The 12,290-nt window shown below is 57.9% G+C and carries 9 protein-coding genes; 1 reads left to right on the forward strand and 8 read right to left on the reverse strand.

All coding sequences use genetic code 11. The features are described from left to right. Positions 1-5,695 precede the first annotated feature (5,695 nt). From BLX24_RS22650 to BLX24_RS22680, 7 genes are all read right to left on the reverse strand, one after another. Complete coding sequence (locus BLX24_RS22650) at positions 5,696-6,100, reverse strand: hypothetical protein (protein WP_071505499.1); 405 nt, start codon at positions 6,098-6,100, stop codon at positions 5,696-5,698. Further along, positions 6,097-6,597 (reverse strand): hypothetical protein, encoded by a 501-nt coding sequence (locus BLX24_RS22655; RefSeq protein ID WP_071505500.1) that lies wholly within the window; start codon positions 6,595-6,597, stop codon positions 6,097-6,099. The genes BLX24_RS22650 and BLX24_RS22655 overlap by 4 nt, the downstream gene beginning before the upstream one ends. Beyond that, positions 6,594-7,487, reverse strand: coding sequence for a restriction endonuclease subunit S domain-containing protein (locus tag BLX24_RS22660; protein ID WP_071505501.1), 894 nt, complete (start codon positions 7,485-7,487; stop codon positions 6,594-6,596). Before BLX24_RS22660 ends, BLX24_RS22655 begins: the two co-directional genes overlap by 4 nt. 93 nt (positions 7,488-7,580) lie before the next feature. Then, the gene (locus BLX24_RS22665; protein ID WP_071505502.1) at positions 7,581-7,946 is read right to left on the reverse strand and encodes a hypothetical protein; all 366 of its coding nucleotides are present in this window, start codon (positions 7,944-7,946) and stop codon (positions 7,581-7,583) included. Positions 7,947-7,974: 28 nt separating this feature from the next. Next, complete coding sequence (locus BLX24_RS22670) at positions 7,975-8,919, reverse strand: DUF6712 family protein (RefSeq protein ID WP_071505503.1); 945 nt, start codon at positions 8,917-8,919, stop codon at positions 7,975-7,977. Between the two features lies 1 nt (position 8,920). Then, positions 8,921-10,345, reverse strand: a complete 1,425-nt coding sequence (locus BLX24_RS22675; protein ID WP_071505504.1) for a hypothetical protein — start codon at positions 10,343-10,345, stop codon at positions 8,921-8,923. Beyond that, positions 10,345-10,620 (reverse strand): hypothetical protein, encoded by a 276-nt coding sequence (locus BLX24_RS22680; RefSeq protein ID WP_143092760.1) that lies wholly within the window; start codon positions 10,618-10,620, stop codon positions 10,345-10,347. The genes BLX24_RS22675 and BLX24_RS22680 overlap by 1 nt, the downstream gene beginning before the upstream one ends. Between BLX24_RS22680 and BLX24_RS22685 the strand changes: the two genes are divergently transcribed. After that, entirely contained in the window at positions 10,619-10,927 is a 309-nt protein-coding gene (locus tag BLX24_RS22685) for a hypothetical protein (RefSeq protein WP_143092761.1), read from the forward strand. The two genes, BLX24_RS22680 and BLX24_RS22685, sit on opposite strands and share 2 nt — an antisense overlap. A gap of 277 nt (positions 10,928-11,204) precedes the next feature. On the opposite strand, the gene BLX24_RS22690 is transcribed toward BLX24_RS22685, so the two are convergent. Continuing rightward, positions 11,205-11,717: a JAB domain-containing protein gene (locus tag BLX24_RS22690; protein ID WP_083422124.1), complete on the reverse strand. Its 513-nt coding sequence runs from the start codon at positions 11,715-11,717 to the stop codon at positions 11,205-11,207. Positions 11,718-12,290: the final 573 nt, after the last annotated feature.

Genomic DNA, 12,290 nt, shown 5'->3' on the forward strand with positions numbered 1-12,290 from the left:
CGGTACCGGCCGAAGGTGCTCCGGCACCGCTGTAAAAACGGGAACCCGCTGCGCCGGCCGTACCGGTATTGCCCTGCGCCCCTTTCAGGTTAGTCACCAGCAGCCAGGCTCCGGATGTTTTCTGGTAGATATCGCCGTTGGTGGTNGATATCGCCGTTGGTGGTGTTGAGGTAAAAGTCTGTATCCACACCGGTACCGGCTGACGGCGCACCCGGATTGGAGAACCATTTTGAGCCCGCCGTGCCGGCATTGCCGGTAGCGCCCTTAATGTTACCGATCACCGACCAGGCCCCGGAGGCTTTCTTATAGACATCCCCCGTCGAGCTGCGCAGGTAATAATCGCCGTCGATGCCCGTACCGGCTGACGGCACCGCCGCCCCGTCATACCAGACAGATCCGGTGCCACCCGAGCCNGGCACCGGCCGACGGCACACCGGCCGCATTGTACCACTTCGAGCCGGCCGTACCGGCCACGCCTTTCAGGTTACTTACCGGCAGCCAGGCACCGGCCGTCTTCTGGTAGACATCGCCGTTGGTGGTATTCAGATAGAAATCCGCATCCACACCGGTACCGGCCGGCGGGGCGCCCGGATTGGAGTACCATTTCGAGCCCGCCGCACCGGCATTGCCGGTAGCGCCCTTGATATTACCGGTCAGCGACCAGCTGCCCGAGGCCTTTTCGTAGACATCGCCGGTGGTCGTGTTCAGATACAGATCACCGTTGGTGCCGTTACCCGCCGCAGGCGCACCGGCCGCTGAGTAAAACCGGGAACCGGCCGCACCGGCGGCGCCTTTCAGGTTACCCGTCAACAGCCAGGCTCCGGATGTTTTCTGGTAGGTATCGCCGTTGGCCGTGTTGAGATAAAAATCACCGTCCACGCCCGTACCGGCCGATGGCGCCCCCGGATTGGAATACCATTTCGAACCGGTGGTACCGGCATTACCCTGCGCCCCCTTAATGTTGCCCGACACGGCCCAGGAGCCTGACGTTTTCTCATACACATCGCCGTTGGCTGTATTCAGATACAGGTCAATGCTTGTGCCCGTACCCGCCGAAGGCGCTCCGGAGCCGGCGTAGAACCGGGAGCCGGCCGTACCGGCTGCCCCCTTGATGTTACCGATGACCGACCAGGTTCCGGAGGCTTTCTTATAGACATCCCCCGTCGTGCTGCGCAGGTAGTAATCGCCGTCGATGCCGGTTGATGTCGACGGCACCACGGTGCCGTCATACCAGACGGATCCCGTGCCCCCGGAGCCGCCTGATCCGGCCGGTCCCTGCGGCCCCTTAATATTGCCGATCACCGTCCAGCCGCCCGATTGTTTCTCATACACATCACCGGTGGTCGTGTTCAGGTAATAATCTCCCAACANAGCTGCGCAGGTAATAATCGCCGTCGATGCCCGTACCGGCTGACGGCACCGCCGCCCCGTCATACCAGACAGATCCGGTGCCACCCGAGCCGCCCGAGCCGGCCGGTCCCTGGGGACCACGTATATTACCGATCGCCGTCCAGCCGCCGGACTGCTTTTCGTAGACATCGCCGTTGGTCGTGTTCAGGTAATAATCTCCCAACACCCCTGTACCCGCCGACGGTACACCGGCCGCATTGTACCACTTCGAGCCGGCCGTACCGGCCACGCCTTTCAGGTTACTTACCGGCAGCCAGGCACCGGCCGTCTTCTGGTATATATCGCCGTTGGTGGTATTCAGATAGAAATCCGCATCCACACCGGTACCGGCCGGCGGGGCGCCCGGATTGGAGTACCAGCGGGAGCCCGCCGCACCGGCCGCCCCCTTAANTTTCGAGCCCGCCGCACCGGCATTGCCGGTAGCGCCCTTGATATTACCGGTCAGCGACCAGCTGCCCGAGGCCTTTTCGTAGACATCGCCGGTGGTCGTGTTCAGATACAGATCACCGTTGGTGCCGTTACCCGCCGCAGGCGCACCGGCCGCTGAGTAAAACCGGGAACCGGCCGCACCGGCGGCGCCTTTCAGGTTACCCGTCAACAGCCAGGCTCCGGATGTTTTCTGGTAGGTATCGCCGTTGGCCGTGTTGAGATAAAAATCACCGTCCACGCCCGTACCGGCCGATGGCGCCCCCGGATTGGAATACCATTTCGAACCGGTGGTACCGGCATTACCCTGCGCCCCCTTAATGTTGCCCGACACGGCCCAGGAGCCTGACGTTTTCTCATACACATCGCCGTTGGCTGTATTCAGATACAGGTCAATGCTTGTGCCCGTACCCGCCGAAGGCGCTCCGGAGCCGGCGTAGAACCGGGAGCCGGCCGTACCGGCTGCCCCCTTGATGTTACCGATGACCGACCAGGTTCCGGAGGCTTTCTTATAGACATCCCCCGTCGTGCTGCGCAGGTAGTAATCGCCGTCGATGCCGGTTGATGTCGACGGCACCACGGTGCCGTCATACCAGACGGATCCCGTGCCCCCGGAGCCGCCTGATCCGGCCGGTCCCTGCGGCCCCTTAATATTGCCGATCACCGTCCAGCCGCCCGATTGTTTCTCATACACATCACCGGTGGTCGTGTTCAGGTAATAATCTCCCAACACCCCGGCACCGGCCGACGGCACACCGGCCGCATTGTACCACTTCGAGCCGGCCGTACCGGCCACGCCTTTCAGGTTACTTACCGGCAGCCAGGCACCGGATGTCTTCTGGTATATATCGCCGTTGGTGGTATTCAGATAGAAATCCGCATCCACACCGGTACCGGCCGGCGGGGCGCCCGGATTGGAGTACCAGCGGGAGCCCGCCGCACCGGCCGCCCCCTTAATGTTACCCACCACCGACCAGAGGCCTGAGGCTTTCTTATAGACATCGCCATTCAGCGTACGCAGGTAATAATCGCCGTCGGTGCCGGTACCGGCTGACGGGGCAGCACTGCCGTCGTACCAGACCGATCCGGAGCCCGTACCGCCGGAGCCACCCGATCCGGCCGGCCCCTTAATATTACCGGCCACGATCCAGACACCGGAACCCTTCTCGTAGACGTCGCCGGTGTTGAAGTTAATGTAGTAATCTCCGTTGCTGCCCAGGGTTGACCCGGGCAGGCCCAGCCCGTTGTACCAGCGGGTGCCGGTACCGCTTCCGGAGCCGCCACCTGAAGCACCCAGATCGACACCGGTTCCCCAGGCCCCGGAGGTTTTGGGCCCGTAGATAATCTTTGTGGTTTTCTGAAAATACCAGTCGCCTTCCTGACCCACCGATGAATCCGGATCGACCGTGCCCGACAGCATCGGCATGCCCTTGTCGCCTTTCAGCGACGTGCCGGCGCCCCAGCCGCTTTCGGTCTTGGGACCAAACAGGGTTTTGGTGGTCTTGTTAAACCACTGGTCGCCTTCATCGCCGTCATCAGCCGTGGGATCGGCCGTACCCGTCAGAATGGAACCGCCCCTGTCGCCTTTGAGCGGAACGCCTTCACCCCAGCCGTCGTCGGTTTTCGGGCCGAAGAGCAGCTTGTCGGTTTTCTGGAAATAGAGATTACCCGTCTGGCCGGTTTCCGGCTCCGGATCGTCATCCCCCGACAGAAAACCCGGCGGCAGCTTACTGACCGGCAGTCGTCGGATCACCCGCACGTCGTCGACCATTTCCCAGACGGCCATTTCCTTCAGATCGGGCAGCTCACTAAGCAGCGCCACATCGCCGCCTTCCGCCGTCAGATCCCAGTTCAGCTCATCTTTACGCAGATACGTATTGGCAATCTCGTCGGCATCCGCAATATCAGCCTTCAACGCGTAGAGATTATCCGCCACCTGACGGGTCAGATAGCCCGCATTGCCGTGGTTTCCCCAGGCGTAGGCCAGATTCCACTGCGAAATCATGGCCGGCGTTACGTCGCGCAGCTCGTCGGGTACTGTCGGATCAATGCTGCTGCCACCGGTACCGCTGCCGGATTCGATGTTGACAATGACCTGTCCGGCCGGCACAAAATACACCGGTGGCAGATCGTCGGATTCATCGCTGTCATCACCGGTGTAAAACTCCTGCCGGTACAGGTGGGAAAACTCAAAAGAATGGGCAAACTGGGTATCGCCGTCTTTAGCCTGTTTGATGCTGCCCGACACGATCCCGATAAAGATGGCCTGCCCGCCGCTATGCAGAAACTTCACCGGCGAACGGTAAAAATCATCCCAGCGCTGCAGCTCCTTCTGACTGCGGAAGCCGGTGGTCACCTGCTGCTGCTGCTGAAGCTGCACGTTATAGGGAATATACTGACCGCCCTTCGGGTCATAATTCACATCCAGATACCGCTCAGCCTGCTCGGCAAACAGCTGAAGCTCGGATGATCCTTTCCCGAAGGTGGTGATCGTATCCGGAGCGCCCAGCGAGTTAAGATAGGACAGATACCGCGCGTAGGGCTGATACGCATAGTTAAGCGTGTAGCGGTAGACCACGCTCAGGGGTTCGGTGCTGTAGAGCTCGATCTGGTATTCCTTCAGCGACTTGCCCGCCGGCAGATCACTGAGCAGCCCCAGCTGCTGCGGGCCGGCGGCAAACGTCAGTTTGTCCCCTGCTCCAAACGCCCGTGTGGCTACCGTATCGTAGCGCCACTGGCTGGTGTTATCATCGAAAAGCAGCAGGATTCTCAGCCCTACGTCCGAAACGGCCGTGCGCTGATTGATAAACGTCAGCCACTGCGGCTCATCGGGCAGCACGTAGCGCCGGCGCGGGCCGAAGCGCAGCGCGCGGTCCTGAGAAGCGGCGATGCCCTTCAGCTTCTGGCTCAGCCGGTAGCCCGTCGCCTTATTGAGAAAATCGGCCCCGCCCAGATAGACCGTGCGCGGCTCGTCGAGCAGTATCTGGCCTACAATCAGCGGCGAGCCGTAGCTTTCGGCATAGGCAATATAGTAGTCCCGTCTGGAGGTTGTGGCCGGAACCGAGAGATTACCCGCCCAGACGGCCCGCTCGGCTTCCATTTCGTTGTGCAGCATGTCGCCCGCGTCGAAGACGGCCTTGCCCGTGGCATCGGCCTCGATCAGACCACGGTAGACTTCTTCATACTGGCTTTCGTCGAAAACGGAGCTGCGTACCTGCCCCGATTTGAGCTTGAACAGCTGCACGTGCACGCCGTAACGTTCCTTGAGCACCGGCTGGATGCCGGGCGTAATGACGGCGGCCGACATGGACACGGTTACCGAGGCCGATGCGGCCACCTCGTAGGCGGGGCCCGGCTCTCTGGCCGTAAAAATTACCGACTCAAAACCGCCCAGCGAATCGCGGGACACGGTAAAGTCGGACCGGATGTAGAAATTACTGCGGAAGAAATCCGCCAGTGCATTCACATATCCGGCATTGACCGTGCCGGCCTGAAATTCGCCGGGCAGCGCGGGCGATGAGCGGGCGGTGAATACTTTGGGCTGACCGTTCCAGCGCAGGGTAATCTGCGCCCCGTCGGGAATAGTGCCCGTGAGGGCAAAGCCGGATACGGCCTTTGTGCCCGGTACGGTTACGGCCGCATTGCCCTGGAAAATGTACGTAGCACGCCCGCCCCGGCTCAGGGCCAGGGAATCGGGCGCGGTGAGGATTGAAAACGCCATGAGAAGGTGTAGAAGAAACTGCTTGCGCATGAGCCGCAAGCTATCTGCTCTCAGGGCGACGGACGGGGCCGGGTTCTGGCTAAAGCAGGCTTGTAGCCAAACTTGTAGTCAAACCGGTAGTTAAGCTTGTAGTCTTGCCTACAAAACGCTCTCCCAGCAGGTGCAGCCGCATTTTTTGCCAATCCGTTTGCGAATTGGCACCATATCACCGGTGCGGTAGTGGTAATACAGCTCCGGGGTAACAGACAGGAAACGGCTCCCGGTCATGTCCCGGATGTATAGATGATATTCCGGCGGATGCCAGGTACTGACCCGTGTCCGGCGGGTGCGGCGGTTACCCCGGCGGTCCGTGTAGGATTCGGCCACGTAATGCCGCTCCCAATACGCCTCCCGGAAGCTGCGGTCGTAGATGTAGGCCTTTGTGTCCACGTCGGTTCCCTGCGCGCAGTCTACCAGAAATAAGGCCAGATACCAGATCAGGGCAGAAAGTGCCAGTGCCCCGGCGGCAATGCCAAGGTTTTCAAGGGTCAGGTATTTTTTCACAGGTCGTACCAGTCTTCAGGGTCAACGCGTACGCTGAGCGGGGCGGTCAGCTCAAATTCATAGGCCCAGCCGGCCGCAATGCCGCCGATGAGCGGGGCAGGCTGCCCCTGTAGGTCCGGATCCAGGAAAACATCTTTCAGGCCGGGCTCCTGACGCAGACGGGCATCATGCCGCAGCCGGAAATAGATCTTCTGCGCCAGCGCACGGGCTTCCGCCTGTGCCAGCCGGACGGCATCGGCCCCCTTACCAATTTTGCAGAGCACCGAAAAGCCCCCACGGATCTGGCTGCGGCAATTATCCTGCGTCGTCAGAATATCATCCGTGTACTGATCCAGAATCAGCGCCGGAAAATTCAGCCGGGACCGCACCGCTTTTTCGACCTCCTGATAGTTATCGCCGGTGGCCATGAAAAAGTGCGGTTCTTCAACACTGTGGCGGATAAGCCGTGATTTGCCGGCAAGGGCCTCAAAGTAGCCGATGTACTGCTGCTCGGTCATTTTGGTTTCTGTTTAAGCGCTTCCAGCCGCTGGGCCTCTTCTTCCGCCTGCCGGATCTGCGTATTGAGTGTTTTCAGAACGAGGTATACATTCTGCTGCTCGATGAGCGGGATTTTCGTCACGTCCAGCTGGGCCATATTGATGATCACGTCCAGCCACCGGAAGGGTGCTGCACCTTTCCCGGCATCACGCTTCTGCTCGTCCGCATTCTGAAAAACATACCGGAAGTAGGGGGCAATCACCAGCAGGCTGTCGCCGAAATTCTGCGCCACCAGACTGATCACCGCCGGATCAAGGCGGCTGAACAGCTCAGCCCGTTCGTCGAGCGTATCGTGGTCAAACGGCACCCGCACCTTGCGGCCGGCCAGCTGCTGCACCGGCCGGTAGAGTACGGCGGCCAGCTTCACAAAATCCCCGTCGCGGTATGCCTGATCGGCCACCATAAACTCGCCGAAGGTGCAGTTAGAAAGCGCCGCTTCGGGGCCCATAAACCGCGTGCGGTACCGGAGCTGACGAAGCCACACCGATGGCCGGCCGAAGTGATAGTCATAGAGCCGCAGATCCGGCAGGCTAAAATGCGCATCCGGATCCGGATCGCCGATCCAGCCTAGTTCCTTGAGAAGCTCCAGCCCCTGACTGAAGTGGTCGGTCTGCTCTTCTTCAGAGAGCCATTTGTAGCGGATGTAGTAATCGTCGAAAAGCCAGCGCAGCTTCTTGTTTGGGATGCCAAAAAGCAGCTTTAAAGCCGGAAAAAGGGCTTCCGGCTTTTTATCCGCCAGCTTTCTGAGCCGGATACAGGCAACGGCCTGCGCAGGTTTCAGTTCTCCCCAACAGCCGGGGCCGGTATAGCGGCTATAGGTTCCGCGAACGGTAATCTCGACGGTTTTCATTTGTGTAGAATAGTCTCATAGAGGCGGTCAGAAGCGGTGATGCCCCGCCGGGCGGGGGTATCACCGCTTATTTTCTCATTATTTTTTTTCTGCCTATGTCAGCTGCGGACTATCATCCGGCATCTCCACCCACCTTCGTTTCCGGGTATCGGTTAATGCGGAATCCGGATTAGCCACCTGTGATCGCGGACGGTAACTGGTGTAGCCAGGCTGAATGATTACCGCGCAGGGAGACCGGTGAATCACCGAATCCAGGGGCATTAGATTATCCACCAGTTGGCCGAAGCGGACCGTGATCCGGTCGCTGACATGACAGTACAGATCCGGACCGGCATCAGCCGGTGCATACAGGCGGGTTTGCGGCGGCAGGGCCGCTGCGGGATGGTCCGGAGCACGCAGCTCCAGCAGGGTAAACAGGATCAGGCCGGATAGCCAGCCGATCAGCAGTAACGCTCTCATACGAGTTGTTTTTGGGGTTGAACAAACATTAAAAGCCGACGACCGGCCCCGCGTCAAAGACGGGCGAAAAACCGCTGTCGTCAGTATCGTTACCCGGAGCCGGTGTCAGCTGCTCCAGTTCAGTATCAAAGCGCTCCCAGGAAAGGGCCGTCTGTTTTTCCAGATTACTCAGCGCCACGGCCAGCAGATCACCGGTGGTTGGCTGGAAATAATCATAGGCGCCCGAGTACTGGCTGGTGTAATTGATCTGCACGCTGCCCTGCGTGATATCCAGGGCCAGATTCGGCGTGGCATCCAGCACCGCCTGCCGGGCGACGGCACGCATCAGCAGCCGGGTCAGCCGGTCTTTTTCGCCATCAGCCAGCGACAGGGCGGCAATACGGGCTTTGGCCGTAGCCGCGCGGCCGTCCTCGATGTCGTCGATATAGGGTCTGAGCGACCAGTACGTCAGCCAGCTGTCTGAAATGCCATAATAGCGGCTGAACTGAGCGGGATTCTGAAACAGCGAGCCGGTATATACCGCATACCAGGGCGAATCCGGCCAGCCCGGAAACAGCTCAGCCGACGCCGGATCGGCTACCACGGCAATCAGCTGATCGACCGCTGTCCAGCCGCGTTTGAGCAGCGCCTTTCCCAGCTTTTTAGTCTGGTAGTCGAAGGCCGGCTTGCGGGTCTGGCTGGCCGAGACGGTAATGCCGTCGTCGTCAATCTGCACTTCGGCAAAGGGCAGGTAGTCAAACATGGCCAGATTGGCCACGGCAATACGCGCCTGTTTGAGGGCTTTGCCCGCCTGACCGTCCGGATCCAGCTCACCGGCCATCTCCCGTAGTACCTGCACCGTTCCGGCATCCAGAAACCGGCTGAAGAGCGCCTCTTCGGTCTGCTCCAGACTCGTGCGGAAGGTGTCGACCGTGAAGTTGATGTTGACCGACAGAAACTGGCGGAGTTGTTCGGTATCGTCGTAAAACAGCATGTCAGCTTAGTTTTTTGGCAGAGCCCGCACCGGTGTCGAGCGTGGTAAGAATGGTATCCTTAAAGCGGAACGCCAGATCCGGATGCCGGTCCGTCCAGCCGTTGTATTCGGCCACAAACTGGATCGGCTCCAGCAGCAGATCGCGGAAGAAATTCAGCATCTGCAGGGCAATCAGGTAGCCTTCCCGCTTATCGGAGCCGCCCGACCGGGAACCCATTTTATCCCCGCCGGCAAAACCGGATATGACCGGATCAAGCCCCAGGGCGTAGAAGATGTTGGCCGCTGCTTCCAGGTTGTCTTCGATGTATTTGCCTTCCTTGCTGGAATCCTTAATCTCCTCGATCTTGATCAGTTCCCGCTGCTGGGCCTTCTGGTCACGGGGGTCATAGGCCATCGGCGTCACAATGGACACCCCGCTTTTTTCCATATTGGCCAGCGCCCTGGTCTGCTCGGTAATCCAGTCACGCTGGATCTGCATGCGTTTTTTGGCGTCCGCCTTATCCCAGATTTCCCCGTAGCGGACTTTCCAGTACTCGAAATCGATCTTCCAGTGGTACTTAATCGAAATCTGATTTTTAAGCAGAAATTTCTTAAACGTAGGAATCGCCAGGTGCACATCCAGCCAGCCCGATTCAACGATGGCATAGTGATGCGGCAGGGCATACACCCGTTTGCCGGGCGTGGGAAACTTCAGCGGGTAGACACACTTATAGAGCGACGAATCCCGGAGCCAGTCCACGCGGTCGATCCGGTAGGGATCGATAGCGGACAGCTGCTTCGGCTCGCGGGTGTAGCCTTTTTCCCATTCGGAAGAGAGATACACGTAGGGCAGATCACCCGCATCGGTCATTTTTCCGTAGCGGCATTCTTCGGCATTCAGCGGGTGGATCTGCACGATCTCCGACCGGTCGCGGGAGAGAATCATCTCCGGAAAGCCGTTGAAAAACCAGCTGAGATCACCCGACATTTCCCGCAGGTATTGTTTTGTCTGAATGGATCTCAGAAACCGGTTGATCTGCAGATCATTGACGCGGATATCCTTATCCTTTCCGTTATCGTCGATGGTTTCCTGCACGGCCATGATTCCCCGTCCCACCAGCATGGTCATCAGCTTGCCCAGCGTAGCGGGAATAATCGGATCACGGTTGTAGAGTTCGATAATCCGCTGCGGGAGCGCGTTGTCATCACCCCAGTTCATGATGTCACCGAACTGCGAGGTCAGCAGATTGGTATCGGGCTTTGCAGCCGATGGTTTGGCCCCGGCTGCCGGTGCAGTACTGCCCCCGGCGCGGGCCATTGCCATGCGCTCGGTTTCAAAACTGAACATGGCTCCGGTGCTGACCATAATGGCCACGTCGTAATCCCCGCCGTTACTGAAAAAAACGGGGGAGTGATCAGCGGTAACGGCTGCGTTTTTTTTTGACATCAGGCAACGGGTGTGTTATTGATGTAGAGAATCAGATCGATGTGAACGGGCATGGGGTGTTTCAGCCCGCGTGCCTTGATGAGAATACGCCGGGCATCCTGGCGTTTACCGGTGGCCAGTACGACGCGCGACAGCTCACGGATCTGCCCGCCGGTACCCTTCTGTGTATTAGCCGAGACAAATACCAGCTCGCACGGCCTGGGCTTTCCGTTAGGGAGTTTCTGGCGCAGGATCTGCATCATGTCGGCGACTGTAATCATGCCGGAAGTACGCATGCTGCACCGGATCAGGCCGGGCCGGGTTCTGCCGGAATCCAACTACCTGGCTTGGAAATATCCCGGCAATACGGTATTTTTGATTATGAGATCGGTCGAATCTACACGGGCAGCATTTGAATTGCTTCTGGAGACTCCTTATTACTGGAGCTTAACAGGAGAGCCAACCGAAAAGCGCTGGTATTACCGGTCAGCGTTAAAAACAGGTAAGAAGCCCATAACACTTGACAAAATGCAGGAACTGCTTCAGAAGGCTGGCTTCACGATCAAAACCGATATTGTCTGGAACATCCCCCAAGGGACATAAAGAATATAAGTAAAAAGTAATTGTTAAACCTCCCGATCGCTGATGGGGAGGTTTTTTGTTTGTAGCTTCACCAAAACACCCCATCACAGAAGAAATGAAACGGCAGTTAGCCGTCGCATAAGCATACGGAAGTTTCACTGGCTTTTCTTTCTTTGCTACTTTCTTTCTTTTGGCAACGAACCAAAAGAAAGAAAGTAGCGCCCTTCGGGCGAACACACCAACGCCCGAAAGCCCGCACCAGTGACGGCGCGGGCAAATCAGTGTCAGTAATTAAATGTTATAAAATTCCTTCGTCTGCGAAGCTGAAATACCGCTGGTCCGGGGTAAGGATAATATGATCTAAAACAGGGCAGTCAAGAAACTTCCCTACCTGTTTCAGCTTATAAGTCAGATCCTTATCTGCCTGTGATGGCTGCAGATTACAGGACGGGTGATTATGAGCCAGTATGATGCCACTGGCATGACATCCCAGAGCTACCTGAAATATTATTTTCGGATCAGCGACCGTTCCTGAAACACCACCCTGACTAACCCGGTAGTAGCCAATGACCTCATTAGCCCGGTTTAAACAAAGAATACAAAAATCTTCCCGGTGGGCGATGGCATCTTTAACCCAGTGCGTCGATATAACCTCATAGGCGCTGACACTACTGACAATTCTGATACGCGGCCGGGTTAAATCGGGACAGTAACGGACGGTAATTTCGCCTACACCAAGGATTTTTTCAATAGATTCATTCTGAGAGAGAGTCGTCTCAACAACCGGTTTTAATGTAGTGTGATTCTGCATATTTTTATAAGTAAAAAGTAACGTAAGTGATTGATTATCAAACTATAAATATACAAATTACCTTGGAAAATTCCAAGGTAACTTCCGGCTTTTTGCAAACAAAAAGCCGCTCTTTCCCCTAATTATCAACCTGTTATCTATTTTTTTTCTAAAACGCGAAGCGTCTGTGCGTCAGCTCTCCCCCCGTTCACGCACAGAGGGAAAATGCAATTGCAGGGGGGTGGCTTCCGCGACATATGAAATGATGAAGTCATCATGCGTTTTGGGCCGGTTTTGGGCGACGTCGATGGCATCCGCCCGGCCCTGTCCGGCCCCGCCCTTAGCGGTGAGGCCTGCCCCACAGACCCGCTATGTCAGCCCCGCCCTTAGCGGTGAGACCTGCACTACAGCCCCGCTATGTCAGCCCCGCCCTTAGCAGTAAGGCTCAGGTCAGGGCATAAAAAAGCCCGGCCCTTACAGGCCAGGCTAGTGCATGTGCACGACTATCCTTACAAGGCGAACACGGCATCCATTGCCACGCGGTCGCTGTTGAACTTATGCTGATAGTGTGCCCCTACCAAAAGCGTATCCCCC

The organism is Arsenicibacter rosenii (genome assembly GCF_001870735.1).
GTDB classification, from domain to species: domain Bacteria; phylum Bacteroidota; class Bacteroidia; order Cytophagales; family Spirosomataceae; genus Arsenicibacter; species Arsenicibacter rosenii.

Coding starts and splice junctions, on each gene's coding strand:
- BLX24_RS22655 (WP_071505500.1), bottom strand. CDS start 6,597: ATGACCGAGCAGCAGTACATCGGCTACTTTGAGGCCCTTGCCGGCAAA.
- BLX24_RS22660 (WP_071505501.1), bottom strand. CDS start 7,487: ATGAAAACCGTCGAGATTACCGTTCGCGGAACCTATAGCCGCTATACC.
- BLX24_RS22665 (WP_071505502.1), bottom strand. CDS start 7,946: ATGAGAGCGTTACTGCTGATCGGCTGGCTATCCGGCCTGATCCTGTTT.
- BLX24_RS22670 (WP_071505503.1), bottom strand. CDS start 8,919: ATGCTGTTTTACGACGATACCGAACAACTCCGCCAGTTTCTGTCGGTC.
- BLX24_RS22675 (WP_071505504.1), bottom strand. CDS start 10,345: ATGTCAAAAAAAAACGCAGCCGTTACCGCTGATCACTCCCCCGTTTTT.
- BLX24_RS22685 (WP_143092761.1), top strand. CDS start 10,619: ATGCTGCACCGGATCAGGCCGGGCCGGGTTCTGCCGGAATCCAACTAC.
- BLX24_RS22680 (WP_143092760.1), bottom strand. CDS start 10,620: ATGCGTACTTCCGGCATGATTACAGTCGCCGACATGATGCAGATCCTG.
- BLX24_RS22690 (WP_083422124.1), bottom strand. CDS start 11,717: ATGCAGAATCACACTACATTAAAACCGGTTGTTGAGACGACTCTCTCT.